18 protein-coding genes are annotated in these 16,828 nt (G+C 65.9%); 3 read left to right on the forward strand and 15 right to left on the reverse strand.

The features are described from left to right. Positions 1-5: 5 nt before the first annotated feature. Positions 6-974 carry a TRAP transporter substrate-binding protein gene (locus LXB15_RS07120; RefSeq protein WP_233951973.1) on the reverse strand — a complete coding sequence of 323 codons (969 nt, stop codon included), beginning with the start codon at positions 972-974 and terminating at the stop codon, positions 6-8. A gap of 260 nt (positions 975-1,234) precedes the next feature. Here LXB15_RS07120 and LXB15_RS07125 point away from each other — a divergent pair, with 260 nt between their 5' ends. The 3 genes from LXB15_RS07125 to LXB15_RS21105 all read left to right on the forward strand — a co-directional run bounded on the left by LXB15_RS07125 (position 1,235) and on the right by LXB15_RS21105 (position 3,712). Continuing rightward, positions 1,235-1,900, forward strand: a complete 666-nt coding sequence (locus LXB15_RS07125) for a 6-phosphogluconolactonase (protein WP_370640186.1) — start codon at positions 1,235-1,237, stop codon at positions 1,898-1,900. Between the two features lie 10 nt (positions 1,901-1,910). After that, the gene (locus LXB15_RS07130; RefSeq protein WP_233951977.1) at positions 1,911-2,915 is read left to right on the forward strand and encodes an N-acetylglucosamine-6-phosphate deacetylase; all 1,005 of its coding nucleotides are present in this window, start codon (positions 1,911-1,913) and stop codon (positions 2,913-2,915) included. Between the two features lie 515 nt (positions 2,916-3,430). After that, positions 3,431-3,712, forward strand: coding sequence for an iron-containing alcohol dehydrogenase (locus LXB15_RS21105; protein ID WP_370640214.1), 282 nt, complete (start codon positions 3,431-3,433; stop codon positions 3,710-3,712). A 141-nt stretch (positions 3,713-3,853) separates the two neighbouring features. Here the strand turns inward: LXB15_RS21105 and LXB15_RS07135 are convergent, their stop codons facing one another. The 14 genes from LXB15_RS07135 to LXB15_RS07200 all read right to left on the reverse strand — a co-directional run bounded on the left by LXB15_RS07135 (position 3,854) and on the right by LXB15_RS07200 (position 16,694). After that, positions 3,854-4,924 carry an ABC transporter ATP-binding protein gene (locus LXB15_RS07135; RefSeq protein ID WP_233951979.1) on the reverse strand — a complete coding sequence of 357 codons (1,071 nt, stop codon included), beginning with the start codon at positions 4,922-4,924 and terminating at the stop codon, positions 3,854-3,856. Continuing rightward, positions 4,924-5,715 carry an ABC transporter permease gene (locus LXB15_RS07140; RefSeq protein ID WP_233951981.1) on the reverse strand — a complete coding sequence of 264 codons (792 nt, stop codon included), beginning with the start codon at positions 5,713-5,715 and terminating at the stop codon, positions 4,924-4,926. The genes LXB15_RS07135 and LXB15_RS07140 overlap by 1 nt, the downstream gene beginning before the upstream one ends. Beyond that, entirely contained in the window at positions 5,712-6,578 is an 867-nt protein-coding gene (locus LXB15_RS07145) for an ABC transporter permease (RefSeq protein WP_233951983.1), read from the reverse strand. The genes LXB15_RS07140 and LXB15_RS07145 overlap by 4 nt, the downstream gene beginning before the upstream one ends. A gap of 103 nt (positions 6,579-6,681) precedes the next feature. After that, entirely contained in the window at positions 6,682-7,731 is a 1,050-nt protein-coding gene (locus LXB15_RS07150) for a PotD/PotF family extracellular solute-binding protein (RefSeq protein ID WP_233951985.1), read from the reverse strand. Between the two features lie 32 nt (positions 7,732-7,763). Further along, on the reverse strand, positions 7,764-8,732 hold the full coding sequence (locus LXB15_RS07155) for a PfkB family carbohydrate kinase (RefSeq protein WP_233951987.1): 969 nt from the start codon (positions 8,730-8,732) through the stop codon (positions 7,764-7,766). Between the two features lie 2 nt (positions 8,733-8,734). Beyond that, entirely contained in the window at positions 8,735-9,769 is a 1,035-nt protein-coding gene (locus tag LXB15_RS07160; protein WP_233951989.1) for an ADP-ribosylglycohydrolase family protein, read from the reverse strand. Position 9,770: 1 nt separating this feature from the next. Further along, entirely contained in the window at positions 9,771-10,487 is a 717-nt protein-coding gene (locus LXB15_RS07165; RefSeq protein WP_233951991.1) for a GntR family transcriptional regulator, read from the reverse strand. A 297-nt stretch (positions 10,488-10,784) separates the two neighbouring features. Beyond that, positions 10,785-12,278, reverse strand: coding sequence for a sodium:solute symporter (locus tag LXB15_RS07170; RefSeq protein ID WP_233951993.1), 1,494 nt, complete (start codon positions 12,276-12,278; stop codon positions 10,785-10,787). Beyond that, complete coding sequence (locus LXB15_RS07175) at positions 12,275-12,457, reverse strand: hypothetical protein (protein WP_233951995.1); 183 nt, start codon at positions 12,455-12,457, stop codon at positions 12,275-12,277. Before LXB15_RS07175 ends, LXB15_RS07170 begins: the two co-directional genes overlap by 4 nt. Before the next feature lie 169 nt (positions 12,458-12,626). Next, on the reverse strand, positions 12,627-13,256 hold the full coding sequence (locus LXB15_RS07180) for an isochorismatase family protein (protein WP_233951996.1): 630 nt from the start codon (positions 13,254-13,256) through the stop codon (positions 12,627-12,629). Positions 13,257-13,334: 78 nt separating this feature from the next. Next, a complete protein-coding gene (locus LXB15_RS07185) occupies positions 13,335-14,366 on the reverse strand; it encodes a leucyl aminopeptidase (RefSeq protein ID WP_233951998.1) in 1,032 nt (343 codons plus the stop codon). A gap of 34 nt (positions 14,367-14,400) precedes the next feature. Further along, a complete protein-coding gene (locus LXB15_RS07190; protein WP_233952000.1) occupies positions 14,401-15,201 on the reverse strand; it encodes an alpha/beta fold hydrolase in 801 nt (266 codons plus the stop codon). Between the two features lie 17 nt (positions 15,202-15,218). Continuing rightward, complete coding sequence (locus LXB15_RS07195) at positions 15,219-15,920, reverse strand: Asp/Glu racemase (protein ID WP_233953081.1); 702 nt, start codon at positions 15,918-15,920, stop codon at positions 15,219-15,221. A gap of 324 nt (positions 15,921-16,244) precedes the next feature. Continuing rightward, complete coding sequence (locus tag LXB15_RS07200; protein WP_233952002.1) at positions 16,245-16,694, reverse strand: MarR family winged helix-turn-helix transcriptional regulator; 450 nt, start codon at positions 16,692-16,694, stop codon at positions 16,245-16,247. Positions 16,695-16,828 lie beyond the last annotated feature (134 nt).

Below are 16,828 nucleotides of genomic sequence, written 5' to 3' on the forward strand. Positions count from 1 at the left end.
CCGGCCTACTCGACCGCCTTGATCTTCTCGATGACCGGCAGCAGGTCCGGAAACTCCGCGTAGATCGGCTCGACGGCGGCCTGGAAGGGCGCGTTATCGATCTCCGTTACGGTGGCGCCGCCGGCCTCGACGGCTTTGCGGGCCGCCTCGTTCGCTTCGCGCATGATCTCGCGCTCGTAGAGGGCGGCTTCCTTACCGGCCTTGCGGATGGCTACCTGGTGTTCTGCGGGCAGGGCGTCGAACCGCGCCTTGTTCATAACGAGAAGCGCTGGCGGGCTGAGATGGCCATCCTCGACGAAATTGGGTGCGACTTCGTAGTGGGCGGACGTCTCGTAGCTGACGAAATCGTTCTCGGCCCCGTCGATCACGCCCGTCTGAAGGCTCGAATAAACCTCGCCGTAGTTCATCGGCGTCGGGACGGCGCCCAGCAGTTCCACCATGCGGATCGAGATCGGCGCAGGCTGTACGCGGATCTTGAGCCCGGCCAAGTCATCGAGGGATTTCACCGGCTTGCCGGCGACGGTGTAGAAGGAGCGGGTCCCGGCATCCATGTAGTCGAAGCCGACGAGCCCGACATCGTTCAGGTCGTCCAGTACTCCGGCGCCGATCTCGCCGTCGAGCACGGCGTATTTGTGATCCCAGTCGCGGAAGATGTAGGGCAGGGTGAAGACGCCCATCGACGGGCTGACATTGGCCATGACGACAGAGTTGACGCGGGCGAAGTCGACGACGCCAGCCTGTGCCTGTTCGATGGTCTCCGGCTCCTGGCCCAGCTGGGCACCCGAGAAGACCTGAACCACGACCTCGCCGCCCGAATACTCCTCGACCAGTTCGGCAAAGCGGTGCATCGCCACGGTCACCGGATTGGTCTCCGGCTGGTTTTCCGCCAGGCGCAGGACGGTCTGGGCGGCGGCCGAGTGAACGAGGAACGAGGCGCCGATCCCGGCAGCCAGCAACGCGATGTGAGGCTTCATGGTTGAGGTCCCTTCAGTTGGATCGCAACGAGTATTCCGGCGCCTTCGCCTTCGGTCAAGCTATTTCGAACGAGAGCGGGTTTAAATAAGATCGATGGAGAAAGACGTTGTTGACCGGGCGGACCGCAGGCAGATATGACTTCCGAACAGGACAGGTTCGATAAATTCGGGGACGCCCCATGCAGGTCAATATCCATGGAGACAGCAGCACGCTGGGAATGGCTGCAGCGGCGCAGGGCGCTGCCGCCATCCGCGCTGCCGTGGCCGCGAAGGGCAGCGCCGTCGTCGTCCTGGCGACGGGCGCCAGCCAGATCGCCATGCTGGCGGAACTGACCCGTGCCGACATCGACTGGACCAAGGTGACGGTCTTCCATCTCGACGAATATGCCGGCCTCGGGATCGAGCATCCGGCGAGCTTCCGCCGCTATCTGCAGGAGCGCTTCGTCGATCGGGTGACGGGGCTAAAGGCCTTCGTCGCGGTGGACGGCGACGCCGACGACATCGCGGCCGAAGTCGCCCGGCTCAACCGGCGGCTCGCCGGCGAGACGGTCGACGTCTGCTTCGCCGGCATCGGCGAGAACTGCCATCTCGCCTTCAACGATCCGCCGGCGGATTTCGCGGCGGAGGATCCCTATATCGTCGTCGAACTGGACGAAGCGTGCCGGCGCCAGCAGCTCGGCGAGGGCTGGTTCCCGACGCTCGAGGACGTGCCGCGCCGGGCGGTGTCGATGAGCGTCCGCCAGATCATGAAGGCGCAGACGATCGTCCTGTCGGTGCCGGACGAGCGGAAGGCCGAGGCCGTGGCGCAAGCCGTCGAGGCCGAGGTCTCGCCCGCCTTTCCCGCCTCGATCCTGCAGCGCCATCCCGCCACCACGCTGCATCTCGACCCGGGTTCCGCCAGCCGACTGAAGCCCGGCGCAGCTTAGGATCGGCTCGTTGCTTTCGGACGGCCTCTTCGATCTCCAGGTGAACGGCTATGCCGGGGTCGATTTCAATGATCCGTCGATCACGCCATTGGCTCTCGATATGGCGCTCGAGGCGATGCTTGCGGACGGCGTGACCGGCTGCCTGCCGACAATCATCACGGCTTATCCGGCCGAACTGCGGGAGCGTTTCCGGGCGCTTGACGCGGCGGTCGCCGGCAGCAGGCTGGGCGCCCGCATGGTGGCGGGTTACCACCTCGAGGGACCGTTCCTGAACGCATCGCCGGGCTATGCGGGATGTCACCCCGGCGGTGCGATGTCTGACCCGGACATCGCGCTCGTCGACAGCCTGGAGGCGGGACTGGACCGGCCGATCCTGCTCGTGACGCTGGCTCCGGAACGCCCCGGATCGATCCATTTCATCCAGCAATTACGGCTGCGGGGCAAGGCGACGGCAATTGGCCACTCGGCCGCCGACTTCGGCACTGTGCGACGAGCTGCCGATGCCGGTATGGTCCTGTCGACGCATCTCGGCAACGGCCTGCCGCAGCAACTGGCCAAGCTGGAGAACACCTTGCTGGCGCAGCTTGCCGAGCCGCGGCTGCACGCCTGCCTGATTGCCGACGGGCACCACATGTCGCCCGATGCGCTGGCCGCGATCGTGGCGCTCAAGGGCGTGGATCGATCAATCCTCGTGACGGATGCGGTGCTCGCCGCCGCAGCCCCCCCCGGCCATTACCGTTTTGCCGGTATGGACGTCGATCTCACGCCGGAGGGGGCCGTCGTGCAGCCGGGACGGGCGAACCTTGCCGGCTCGGCGCTGCGCCTCGACCAGGCCGTGCGCAACGTCTGCGCGTGGAACATAGCCGACGCGCCGGCAGCGATCGCCATGGCGTCGACAAATGCGAGACGTGCTCTTGCCTGGCCGGCCGAGCGTCTGGGACTCGCCCTAAATACCGGCAGAATAGAATGGGATATGGCGCTGCAGCCGACGTTTGTCGGGTGGAACGATAACTAGAGTGCATCCTTTGATCGACGAATCGGATTTGAAGTGACTGTGCGCACGGCGTCTAATTCTAATTCTAAGTCTACGTCGATGGAGGTGGACTATGGCCAGAGCGTTGGGCGAGGATATGCGGTCACGGGTTTTGGCGTCGTCGTCGGAGGGCGTGTTGGCCAGTCAGGCCGCGGCCCTTCCTATTGACCGCTAGAGTAATCGCAAGGAAGGGGTGGTTACGCCCATACCTTTGCCGCTCGCGATTTGACGCGAAGAGGCTGCGATCCATCAACGCTGGAAAAGGTAAGGACAGATAACCTGAGACGCTGTCGCTCGAACCGTCAGCTCCGCAGAGCCACACGTCCTGACCGACGATCAAGACTTGCAGGTGAATCCCGTTATTGACGTCTACTGCCGAGTGTCAAATACCTATAGTTATCGAGGTCAATGGTTCTCATACGCTTGCTTCTTGGCCGCGGTTATTCGCTCTCCCATCCGCTCGGGGGCCTGAAGGATGTGCGGTTGCATAGGGCACGATCAACGCCATCCCTCTGCCGGCCGTCTCGCGCATCAATGCACCGGCCGCCGTGGAAAGGTGCGCCGCGCTGGCCGAAACCATAAGTCTTACGAAGCATGCCGAACTTGCCGAGGCTGTCGTCTCCCTGAACCGTGACCTGGACCTGCCGGCGATCGACGCCCCGCACGGCAGTTTTTCAGCTGTCGCCGAGAGAGCGGTGCTGGATCACTCGGCAGCAACGCTCCCCCGCCCGCTTACGGTGGGCGAGTTACTTGCCGTACTTGAAGAGGCCTGGGCCTGAGAGACTACGCTCGGAGCCGAACAGCTTCGCATCTTCGTTTCCATTGTTGGGTGAAGCCGGCCTTTGAGGCGCAACTCCGCTTCTGCACCTACTGGATCAGCTTTCACAGACACGGAGAATCAGTTGCATGCCCGTCCAAGTTCACCTGGCCGGAAGCGGGACAAGATCCGCCACGTGCCAATCGAGGACCACGGGCGATCCGACACGGATGTCGATACTCGCGCCGCGCTGGACGACGGCCTTCAATTCCCTGCCGGAACAATCGATGAAATATGTACTGGCTCCGCCGGAGAACAGCCGCCGCTCCACCGTTCCGCTGAGGATGCCTGCCCGGTCGGCAACAGCGCCAACGGCGGGCGCCAGCGGCGAGATCCTCACACGTTCAGGCCGGATCGCGCAGAGCAGGATGCCCGACGTTGCTTCCACCCCGGCGGGCAAGTCGATCAGGGTAGTCTCGTCCAGGCGCAGCCGCCTGCTCTCGATCTCGCCCGCGAGGATGTTCGCGTCGCCGAGGAATGTCGCGGCGAACTCGCTGTTCGGCCGGTCGTAGATCTCTTCAGGAGGACCTTCTTGTACGATGCGCCCGTCCTTCAGGATGCCGATCCGATCGGAGATCGACAGCGCCTCGTCCTGGTCGTGGGTGACGAAGATGGTGGTAACGCCGACCTCGCGCTGGATCCGCTTCAGCTCCACCTGCATGTCGGTGCGCAGAGCCTTGTCGAGGGCCGACAGCGGTTCGTCGAGGAGCAACACCCGCGGCTTGGTGACGATGGCCCGGGCGAGCGCGACGCGCTGGCGCTGGCCGCCGGAGAGCTGGTGCGGCCGGCGCTTGGCAAGCGCCCCCAGCTGCACAAGGTCAAGCGCCTCGGCCACCGACCGGCGGACGGCTTCGCCCGTCTCGCCGCGCACCTCGAGGCCGAAGGCGACGTTGGCCTCGACGCTCATGTTGGGAAACAGCGCGTAGTTCTGGAACACCATGCCGATGCGCCGCCGGTTCACCGGCACGTTTTCCACCGCCTCGCCGTCGATGCGGATCGAGCCCTCGTCCGGGAACTCGAAGCCGGCGATCATCCGCAGCAGCGTCGTCTTTCCGGAGCCGGAGGGGCCGAGCAGGGCATAGAAGCCGCCGTCCTCGAAGGCGATCGAGACGTTGTCCACCGCCTTGTGGGCGCCGAAGGTGAGGCTGACGTTCTGGACTTCGACACGCGCCATTACTGATCGCCTCCAAAGCGAAAAAACCGGGACACGACGAGCATCAGGCTCATGGAGAACACGATGATGATCGTCGAGACGGCGTTGATTTCGGGGGTGAAGCCCTTGCGGATCGCCGCGTAGATCTCGACCGGCAGCGTCGTCTGGCCGGGCGTCGCGAGAAAATAGGAGACGACGAACTGATCGAAGGAGACCGCGAAGGCGAAGAGGCCGCCGGCGACGATGCCGGGGGCGATGCAGGGCAGCGTCACCTTGCGGGTCGTCTGCCATGAGCTGGCACCGAGCGAGGCGGCGGCGTCCTCGAGATCCTTGGAAAAGGTCTGCAGCCGGGCCGAGACGACGATGATGACGTAGGGCAGCGCCAGGGCGACATGGCCGAGCAGGATCGCATGCAGGCCGCGGCCGATGCCGGTGCCGAAGAAGAAGATCAGCATCGCCGTGCCCGAGATCAGCCAGGGGATGGCGATCGGCGGGAACAGCAGCGCCTGCAGCACCCGCTTGCCGCGAAACTCGTAGCGGAAGAGAGCGAGCGAGGCGGCCGTGCCGAGGATCGTCGCGAGGATCGTCGTCATCACCGCGATCTTGAGGGAGTTCAGCGTCGCGGCGATCAGCCCGTCGTTCTGGGTCAGCGCCGCGTACCACTCCGTCGTGCCCTCGAAGGGCAGCTGGTAGAAGGGCGAAGCGTTGAAGGACATCGCCGCCATGATGACCAGCGGCAGATAGAGGAAGAGAAGGACGAGGCCGATATAGGCGCGGCCGAGGCCGGAGAGGAAGGCGGGGGCGCGGATCATGCGGCTTTCCTCAGGACCGGGGCCGCGACGAGCAGGATCACGAGCACGACGGCCAGAAGGATGAAGGAGAGGGCGGCGCCGAGCGGCCAGTTGTAGACGGCGGTGAACTGGTCCTCGATCACGGTTCCATAGAGCGTGCCGCCGCGCCCACCGAGGATGCGCGGCTCCATGAACGAGCCGACGACCGGGATGAAGATCAGCGCCGAGCCGGCGAGGACGCCCGGCAGCGCCAGCGGCGCGACGACCCGGCGAAGGGTGGTGAAGCGCGAGGCGCCGAGCGAGCGGGCCGCCTCGATCAGCGCGTCGTCGATGGCCTGAAGGCTGAGATAGCAGGTCAGCACCATGTAGGGCAGGTACGAGTGGACGAGCCCGATGACGACGGCGGGGTAGGAATACATCAGGTCGAAGGTGACCTCGAAGGGCAGGACGGCGTTCAGCGCCGTGTCGAGGATGCCGCCCTCGCGCAGCACCATCGACCAGGAGAAGACCCGCACCAGCGAGTTGCTCCAGAACGGCAGGATGACGAGGAGGAAGATCGCCTCCCGGACCCGGCCCTTGAAGATTTTGGCGAGGACATAGGCGGCGGGAAAGCCGACCAGTACGCAGATCAGCGTCACCAGCAGCCCGAGCTGCAGCGAGCGCATGAGCAGCGTCGCATAGAGCGGATCGGAGAAGAACGCCGCGTAGTTCGCAAGCGTCAGCGACGACGACTGTTCGCTCGGCGACATCGAGGTCAGGAGCGAGAAATAGACCATCGCCGACAAAGGCAGGAAGATCGCCAGCGTCAGCCAGGCATAGGCGGGCGTCAGCAGCGGCAGGGCCTTTGCCAGGCCATTCTGTCGTGTCGTGCCGGTGGTGGCCATGATCCTCATCCCTGCCGGCGGCGCTGCCTCGCAGCCTGCCGCTCGCCTCGATATTCGCCCCGGCCGCCATCGGGTCCGCCTGCGGCCGGGGCGAGGCGCTTCGTCAGTTCGCGCCGACCTTCAGGCCCTGCCAGACCTTCAGATATTCCTCGCGCTGGGCGTCGGTGACCGGCTCCTGGAACTGGACGCGCTCGGCGACCTCCGGTGCGCCCATGACCTTGCGGTTGAAGCTGTCCTCCGGCAGCGCCGCGACGGCCCGCTGGCTCGCCGACACCGGCGCGCCGACGCTTTTGTCCCACTCGGTGTAGAACTCGGGCGAGAGCATGTAGTTGATGAACTTCTCCGCGCCCTCGACATTGGTCGACCCTTGCGGAATGGCGAAGCTGTCGAGCCAGCCGACGGCGCCTTCCTCCGGCACGGCGAGGGAGACCGGCAGGTTGAACTTCGTCTTCGCGCGGCCCGCCGAGCCCGACCAGTAGGTGCCGAGGTCGATCTGGTTCGACGCGACCATCTGGTTCCAGTCGTTCTCCGAAGACCAGAAGGTGCGGATGTTCGGCAGGAGTTCAGTCAGCGACTGCTTGACGGCCTCGATGTCCTGGACGTCGTTGATGCTCTGCCCGGTGGCCAGCGCCCCCAGCTGGATCGCCTCGACGGCGTCGTCGCGGATCGTCACGCGGCCCTTGTGGTCGTCCTTCCACATCTCCTTGATGGAGGTCGGCGGGGTATCGAAGGCCTTGTCGTTGATGGCGATGGTGGTCAGGCCCCAAGTCCAGGGCACGCCGTAGGTCTTGCCGTCGACATTGAGCATCTTCGACTGGGCCTGCGCCTCGTTGAGATCGCCGTAGTTGGCGATCTTGGCGGTGTCGATGGGCTGGACCAGCTTTTCGTCGAGCGCCTGCTGCATGAAGGCGGCGTTGATCATCACGACGTCGTAGAGGCCGGGATTGGTCCTGAGCTTCGTCAGCATCTCCTGTTCGGAGTTGAAGAAGTCGTTGACCACCGTGTCGCCGGTCATCTCCTCGAAGGCCTTGGTGGCGAAGGGCTCGTCGGCGCCGTAGCCCTTCCAGTTGAGGACGTGGAGGTCCTTTGCCATCGCTGTCGTGGCGGAGAGGAGCAGGCCGATGCCTGCGAGGATTGCCGTTGTCTTGTTCATCGCTGGTTTCCTTTCGGCCGTCTGCGGCCGGTTCAATGACCCATGTTCATCGTGCCGGTTCTTTGCCGGTCTTGGTCCGCAAGGGACAGGAAGCGGATGATCTCGTCGTGGGACGGCCCGCAGGCGCCGCCCTGCCGTGTCACCGAGATCGCCGAGGCGGCATTGGCGTATCTGACCGCATCGGCAGCGGAGAGGCCGCGGGCGAGGGCCCCGACGAAGGCGCCGACATGGGTGTCGCCGGCGCCGTTGGTGTCGATCGCCGCGACGGTGAAGCCGCGCACTTCGACCGGCGAAGCCTCGCGCGTCAGGACGTGGGCGCCGTTCTCGCCGTCGCGCAGCACGATGCCGCCCGCGCGCGGCATGCGGCCGGCCAGGATCGCTGCGGCCGCGTCGAGGCTTGCCTCGCCGCCGGCGATGGCCGCGATCTCGCGCCTGTTGGCGCTCATCCAGCTCGTTCGCGCCAGGGTCCGGGAGAGGGCATCGGCGGGAATGTCGGCAACGACCGGGGTCGGATCGAAAATCACCTGAACGCCCTCATCGAGCGCATCGACGAGGGTCAAGACGGCCTCGCGGCTCTCCGGATAGGACAGGACGTAGCCGCTGACGGCCAGCCAGTCGCCCGCCGCCATCCGCTCGGCAAGGGACTCCAGGCCCTTGGCGTGGGCCTCGGCGCCGGGAAAGGAGACGAAGGAGCGCTCGGCATCCGGCGTGATCAGCACCACGCAGTTGCCGCTGTCTATGTCTTCGAGCGGCGGCAAGAGGACGTCGATGCCCTCGGCGGCGAGGAACGCCCGCAGCGCGTCGCCGTCTGGCCCTGTGCCGAGATAGCCGCCGCAGGCGGTGGCAAGGCCGGTGCGGCGCGCCGCCGTCATCATGTTGACGGCGCCGCCCGGCGACCGGGCAAAGCGCGTCGCCGTCAGCTCGTCCGCCCGCCGGGGCAGGCCGGGAACGTGATAGACATAGTCCATCACCGCGCCGCCGATATGGACGAGCCGCGCCATGGTCAGGCCGCTTCCGTCTTCGGCGCAGCGGCGTTCCGAAGGGCGAGGAGACCCTTGGCGAGCCTTGCGGCATGGGCGACGTCGAAGCCTTCGAGCTCGGCGATCCGGGCGACAGGAAGGCGGGACTGTCCGCTCGCGGCTCCTGCCATGGCGCCCGCGATCGCGCCGATCGTATCGGTATCGCCGCCGAGATTCGCGGCGATCACGGCGGCGCGCCAGGGATTGCCGTTGGCGGCGGCCACCACCGCGAAGGCGGCCGGGATCGATTCCTGCGAGGCCACCGACGTGCCGACGAGGTCGATGATCGCCGCAATGGCCGTCTGCTCGTTGACGCCAGAGACCAGCTCGCGGGCCCATTCGATGCGCGCCGCGATGTCCGGCGCGGCTGTCCAGGCGCCGACATGGCGGGCGGCCCGGGCCGCCTCGATACCGCGCTCGGCCGCCTCGTTCCAGGCCATCCCTTCGACAGCGGCGCTAATCGCCGCGGCGACGGCGGAGGCCGAAGCGATGGCGACAGTCGTCGCGTGCGTCGCCGCGCAGCTCTCCTCGATTTTGGCTACCAGCCGGTCGAGTGGATCCACCGGCAACGTAATACCGACCGGTGCGATGCGCATCGCCGCGCCGTTGGTGGTGCCGTCGCGGCCGGCCTCTTCGGGCGGCGTTCCGGCGCGGATCAGGTCGATCGCCCGCTTGGTCGAGGGCCCTAGGAGGTCGTAGCTGCCGCGTGCCTTAACGTCGGCCTCCCAGGCGAGCAGGCGGTCGACCCAGGAACCATGGTCGAAGCGCTCGGGGCTTTCCAACAGCTGCTCGGCCAGCAGCAGCGTCTGCTCGGTGTCGTCGGTGACCATGCCGGCGGGCAGCCCCCGCGAGACCGGATGATCGTCGCTCGGCGGGACGAACTGCTCGACATAGCCGTAGCGCCGACGGATTTCGTCCGGCGACAGCAGCTGCGTGGGCATGCCCAGCGCATCGCCGAGCGCGCCGCCGACGAGAGCTCCCATGGCGCGGTCGAATTGCTGGTCGTTGGCGTCGGCCATGTCAGAACTCTCGATGCAAGGCGAAGTGGGTGGGATTGAGCAGGCTGGTGATGTGCTCCATCACGCGGCCTTCGCGGGTGCGGATGACGCGACGGGTGCGCAGGAACATCGCCCCTGGCGCGCAGCCGATGATGCCCGCGTCCTCCGCCCCAAGGGGCACGACATCGATCCACTCCTCCCCGTGGTCGGGGTGAAGCCCGGCCTCGCGCAGCGTCGCATGCAGCGAGCCATCGCGCAGGCCCTTCACCGGTAGGGCCTCAATCTCGGCCATCATCGGGATGCGGGAGTGTTCGATAGAGATCGCATGGCCGTCCACGGCATGGGTGCGGATACGGTCGAGCGCGATGAATTCGGAACTGCCCAAGCCGAGCTTCTCGGCCAGGGCGGGGTCCGAGACGATCTCCAGGCGCAGCGTCCTTGTAAGGGCGTTGGCGCCAGCCTTTTCTAGCGCCTTGGTCCAGCCGGCCTCGTCGGCGACGACGTTGCCGTCGAAGGTGACGAAGGAGCCAATGCCGACGCTGGTGGTGATTAGGCCGCGGCGCGCCAGTTCGCTGAGGCTCTTGCGGACGGTCGAACGGCTGACCGAGAAGCGTCGCACCAACTCGTTCTCGCTCTGCAGCTGGTCGCCATGGGCGAGCTGGCCGGAGCGGATCTCCTTTTCCAGGATCCGGGCGATCTTTTCCGGCTTACCGGAAGCGACCGCGGAGGAAGCGAGCATCCGCATCACTGTATGAACCTGTTCAACATACTTGTCTGGACCTGTACTTTTTAGGATCAGGTTCGGCTTGTCAATGGGTAGGTTGCGGGGATCCTCCGGTCATCCGTGACCCGGCGCATCGCGTGCCTGGCCAGCCGGAATGAAGCAAGGCCGTCGACCAGGAGTTCCGCATCGGCTGCATCTTCTGGCTCGCGCTTGCCGGATCACAGGAACTCGCCGGAAAGCAAAAGAGGGCCGCGCCGGAGCGCGAGCCTCTGCATCCTTTGGCCGGCGAAGCCTCGCCGGATGTCCGCTCGATCAAGCGGCGGCGGGTCGGCCCGAGAGGGCCGGCGTGCGCAGCGAGGAGTCGGCGGTGGCGATGAAGTCCTCAGCGAGGTCGGTCCGGCTGCGCGTCGCAAGGCTCACGCCGACGAACAGAGCGGCCGAGACCGGGAAGCCGAGAATGCCGGCGTTCAGCCCAAGGATCGAATTACCGGTGAGATACATCGCGACGACGAAGATGCCGCCGCCGACAATCGAGGCCAGTGCCCCGGCGGCGGTGCCGCGCTTCCAGAAGAACGCGCCGACGATCGCCGGAACGATGACCACGAGGCCGGTCGAGGCGGCGACCGCGAGGACAGCGATCAGGCTGAACTGCATGGCGGCAAAGCCCAGCGCGATCAGCGAGATGATCGGGATGATCACCTTGCCGATCATCAGCTGCTTGCGGTCGTCGGTGCGGGTCGCGACATTGGCGTAGACGTCGCGGGCGACCATCGAGGACAGCGTCAGGAGGATCGAGTCGATCGTCGAGACGGCCGCCGCCAGGATGCCGACCATGACGACGACGCCGAGCACCGGCGGCACGAAGTCCGAAGCGAGAAGCGTCGAGGTGGCGAGATCGGCATTGGCGAGATCGGGGAAGGCGACATAGGCCGAGAAGCCCCAGAGCACCGACACCAGCGTGTAGACGAAGCCGAAGGCGAGGAAGATCATCAGCATCCGCCGCAGCGCGCCGAGCGAGGCGGGCATGAACAGGCGCTGGGAGACCTGCGGGTTGGAGATCGCGAAGAAGAACCACGGGATCGTCAGGCCGAGGAAGGTGGTGAAAGAGAACAGGCCCGGGCCGGGAACCGTCAGCATCGCCGGGTTTCGCTCCGCCACCGCGTCAAACACCGCCGTGAAGCCGCCGAGCTCGGCGACAACGAAGCCGACAACCGAGACCGAGGCGACGATCATCACCAGCGCCTGCAGGCTGTCGGTCCACATCACCGAGCGGATGCCGGCGATGTAGGAGAAGGCGATGGCGAGCACCGTGGCGACGATGATGCCGGCGCCGAAGGAGATCGCCCCGTCGCTCATGCCGGACAACAGGTAGCCGACGCCGGCCAGCTGCACGGCCGAGTAGGGGATCAGGAAGATGCAGCTCGCCACCGCGGCGGCCATCGCCACCCAGCGGCTGCCATAGCGCACGCCGAGCATCTCGGAGGGCGTCACGAAGCCGTATTTCTTGCCGACGGCCCAGAAACGCGGGCCGAAGATCGCCACCAGCGAGACGCCGGCGAAATAGACGATCTCGAAGCCGAGGGCGCCGACGCCGCCCTTGTAGGTGAGGCCGGCGAGGCCGACCATCATGAAGGCCGAATAGGTCGTCGCCGAATAGGAGAGGGCCGAGACGAGGCCGCCCATCGAGCGCCCGCCGATGAAGTAGTCGGACATGGTGGCGGCCGAGCCGGACCGTGACATGTAGGCGACGATGACGGAGGCGACGATGTAGATCGCGACGCCGACGAGGATGAGGGTGGTGGTCACTGGTCGTCACTCCCGAAGCTGGCGGTGGCCATGGCGTTGACGCCGATCACCAGGAGGCCGGCGACGGTCCAGAACAGGAAGGCGCCCGTCCAGCTCTTGACATCTCCCAGCAGGACGTACGGTACGAAGTAACAGGCTGCGATCAGCAGACCCATCAGGCCAAGACTTAGTTTACGCATTGCATTCTCCTCCAAACAAAGCGGGTTTCGGGACGGCAGATCCGGCCACGCGTCATCGTCGCCGGAACGCTGTCCTGCCGACGTGAAGGTGCGCATTGGCATGAAGCACGCTGCTTCTATCGCGAGATCCAGCGGCTGCAGGCTTGGTGCCGCGCCGTGCCGGACGATATTATCGGCCGGCCAGGCTCTGCAGCCACGCAAGCACGTCTTCGCTGTCGGTGACATCGGCGTATTTCTGACCCATGTCGTAGAGATTGGCGTCGTGCGGCGCCTTTGCCCTATCGGCGCAGCAGTCGGCGGGGACGAGCACGCTGAAGCCCGACTGGACTGCATCGACGACGCTCGCCCGGACGCAGCCCGAGGTTGTCGCACCGGTGACAACCAGGGTGTCGACGCCGGCGCCGGTCAGGATCGCAGCGAGGTTGGTGCCGAAGAAGGCCGAGGCGCCGTGCTTGACGATGAGGGCGTCCCCCTCGGCCATGCCACAGGCGGCGTCGATTTCGACGAGGCGGGTGCCCGCCATCAGCGCCGCCATGCCGGTCGCCTTCTTCAGCCACGGCAGGCTGTCGCGCTCCAGCGGCATATAGGCGATGGTGGTGTAGATCACCGGCATGCCGGCGGAGCGGGCGAAATCGGTCAGTCGGCGCGTCGCAGCAATCTCGATGCTCATGTCAGCAGCAGTCGGGTATTGCGTATCGGTGAAGCCGTAGCTGAAGTCGACGACGAGGATGGCGGGCTTCCTGCCGCGCGGGACGCTCGCGCCGAATCCGGCATCCTTGTAGACGGTTTCCTGGGTCATGCAGCTTTCCGGCGACGGTCGCGAGGGTGATCGGTGACCGCCGCGGCCGGTCGCCAGCCGCGGCGGAAGTCAGAAAGCTCAGTGGCGTTCCATCTGCATCTCTTTCACGACGATGTCGCCGTCGATGACGATCGGGTCGTCGTCGAGGAAGAGCGAGCAGCCCCGCATCGGGATGTCGAGATGGCAGGCGGTGTCGTTGGGGCCGCCGAGTTCGTTGTTCGGGCCGGTCGAGAACATCACGTTGCCGTAGTAGGAGCGCGGCTCCATGCCCATACCGCCCGGGAACTCGCCCGGCACCATCCGGTGCCACTTGGCGTGCGGGTTCATGCCCCAGCCGACATGGCTCATGCCGAAGCCGCGCTTGTCGTTGAAACCGGCCATGTAGCTCTTCACCAGTTCCGCATCGAGGCCGCCGCGGATGTCGGTGACCCAGCCCTTCTCGATCGTGTAGGTGATCGGATCGCGGACGTACATGTTCTGCGGCAGGAGAATGTCGCCGGGTGCCACGACGATCTGGCCGTCGACGCCGTCGTCGTCACCGCCGGTGAACACGAAGCCCGAGGGCCAGTGGTCCCAGCGGCCGGGCTGGTCGGTGCAGGCATATTCGGTGATCGTCGGATAGGTATTGAGCTTGTAGGTGACGTCGGTCCCGTGCGGCGAGGTGATGCGCATCACCTTGGCCTTCGCGAGGATCTCGCCGCCGATCTCGACCTTCTCGCGGATCTCCTTCGTCGGCAGCATGCGGGCGAGAAGCTCCGGCGGCTCGACGGCGGTGAGGATGCGCGTGCCGGCGGCCTGGATCGCCATCTGCTCGGGCGAGAACAGCAGGAAGATGCAGTCGATCAGCATGTCGCAGCGCTTCAGCGCCTCAACCGCGTCGGGCATGGCAGCGAGGCCGGTCTGGCCCACCGCCCAGGCACCCGTCGGCGGAACGGCGGGCAGGCGCATGTGGTACACCTTGGCGCCGAGCCGGGAGCCGGCCGCCATGAACGCGTCGGCATAGTCAAGCCGCTCCGCGCCCTGCGTCAGGACGACGAGCTTCTCGCCCTCGGTGACGCCGGACATCTTGAGCTGATGCAGGCAGATCTCGGTGAAGCTGAACGGATCCATCGTGGCTGTCCTTCCCTGTTTGTCTGGCAGGCCGTCAGGCCGGAAAATCCAGGACGGCCTCGAGGAAACCGTCGAGATTGTCCCATGGGATCATGTGGCCGGCACCCTCCACCGTCCGCACCTCGATTGGCGGTGCGAGCTGCCGGATCTCGGCGACGTCCTCGTCCTGGATGACCGGCGCCGCGCCGGCCACGACGAGGCGCATCGGCAGCTTCAGATGCGGCAGGTCCTGGTGGATGTCGTCGGTGTGGAAGCCCTTGAACGCCGTGTCGATGGCGTCGAGCTGGCAGGTATGCAGCCATTCAGCCCGCAGCGCCCGCTGCTCCTGCGTCCACGTCGGGCAGAACTCCTTCATATCTTCGGCCGAGCAGCCCTTCTGGGCCATCAGGATCGAAGCCTCGTACCACGCCCATTTCGACGGATACTCCCGTCGTCCGGGGCCGGAAACCGGCGGATCAACGAGGACGAGGCCGGCAAAGGCGTCCGGCGCGAGTCGCGCGGCACGGATGGCGTTGCGGGCGCCCATCGAGTGGCCGAGGACGATCGGCTTGCCAAGGCCGGCGGCCTTCGCGACCTCGATTGCGTCCCCGGCCATGGCATCGAGGGAATAGTCGAGCTCGCCCGCCTGGCTGAGGCCGCGGCCGCGCACGTCCAGGACGTGGACGTCGAACCTCCTCGCCAGCCTCTCCGCAACGAAGCCCCAGGTGATCGCCGGCGAGGTGATGCCGGGAATGAGCAGCATGACGGGACCGTTGCCGCTATAGCGGATCAGGTGCTGGCGAATGCCGTTGGCATAGACGTTGTAGCCGAAAGCCATGGGCGTTCCTCCTTCCATTTCGTCTTCCGCTTGGATCAGTACATGCCCGAGAGCAGCGTGCCGCCGCCGGGCACGCGGGTGTCGAGATCCAGTGCCTTCAGCATCGACCAGGTGGTGGCGATGGCGGCCGTCAGCACCGGCTTGCCGGTCTGTGCCTCAACCATCGAGACGGCGGCGAGCGAGGGCATCTGGACGCAGGCCGAAAGCACGAGCGCGTCGACGTCGCCGACGTCGAGCTCGGAAACGATGCCCGGCAGCTTTCCGGTGTTATGGGCGGCGACGGCCAGATTGTCGGAGATCTCCAGCGCCCGCGAGGTCGTGACCTCGATGCCCTCGTTCGCGATGTAGTCCACCACCATGGCGGTCAGCGGCTTCATGTACGGCGCGACCACCGCGACCTTTTTGGCGCCGATAGCCTTGATGCCGTCGCACAGGGCGCCGGCCGAGGTGACGACCGGCGCCGGATTGCCGTTGTCGACCGTCACCTGGTGAAGGCGTCGGGCGGACTCGTTGTGATAGCCGTGGCCCATCGACATGATCGCGACGAGGCAGGCATAGCCCATCACGTCGACTCGCGCATCGGAGAGCTCGAGAGCGCACCGGTCGCTCTGGCCGTCCATCGCGGCGAGCTCTTCCTTGGTCACGTGCTTCATGCGCATCCGCGACGAGTGGAAGGTGAAGCGCTCCGGCGCGATCGTCTCGCGCAGACGCAGAAGCGCCGGGATCTCCGTCTCCATGGTGACGTTGGAACTCGGAACGATCTGGCCGATGCGGATCGGTTTCATGGGGGGCACCTCGTGGACGTTGTTGCCCTGATGCTACCCATATTGTTTGTATAGAAACAAGTTGCCGACGCGAGTTTTTTGCACAGCAAGCAGGATCAGAGGGTTAGCGCGAGATCGGCGTGACCGGCACTCTCCCGAGACCCAAAATTGACGCGCTATTGTGCAGTGCGGTCACGGCTGTGCATCATCGACGACCTGCCCTGATACCGACACGAACTCGGTACGTAGACGGCGAGGAGACAAAGTGCGACCCGGCGGAAGTCCTGCCGCCTTCTCTCAGCAGAGCTTTGCCAGAAGCCGCAGGAACGTCTCGCGCTCGGTCTTGGTCAAGGGCTCGAGCGTTACCTCGGTGACGCCCTTGACCACCGGGATCGCCTCGCGGATCAAGTCGCGGCCTCGCTCGGTCGACTGCAGCAGATAGCGCCGCTTGTCGTTGGGATCCTTCTGTGTCGTCAGCAATCCCTGCTTCTCCAGGCGGGAGATCACGCCCTTCGTCGTCGCGGCATCCATGGCGACGAGCCGGCCCAGAGCGTTCTGCGAAATCGGGCCCGGCTCAGCGTAGAGCCGGAAAAGGGTCGAGAACTGGGTCGGCGTCAGGCCGCCGATCGTCGACCGGGCGAAGATCGTTATGTGGCGCTGATAGGCCTTGCGCAGGAGAAAACCGACCTGTTCGTCGAGGACGTAGCCGAGAAACGGGTCGTCTCCACTACTGCTTGTCGCCACCACCGAGCCCTTTTTCCGGTTCTGTCCGATCCGCTCGTTGCCACGTTAGAACCAAGGCGACAAGCACGATGCCGGTTGCCCGGCAGCCGGCCGGCGGCGCCCCGTAGCAGGGTTCCCATCTAGTAATTGTTTGTGTA

Source organism: Aurantimonas sp. HBX-1, assembly GCF_021391535.1.
Taxonomy (GTDB): Bacteria; Pseudomonadota; Alphaproteobacteria; order Rhizobiales; family Rhizobiaceae; genus Aurantimonas.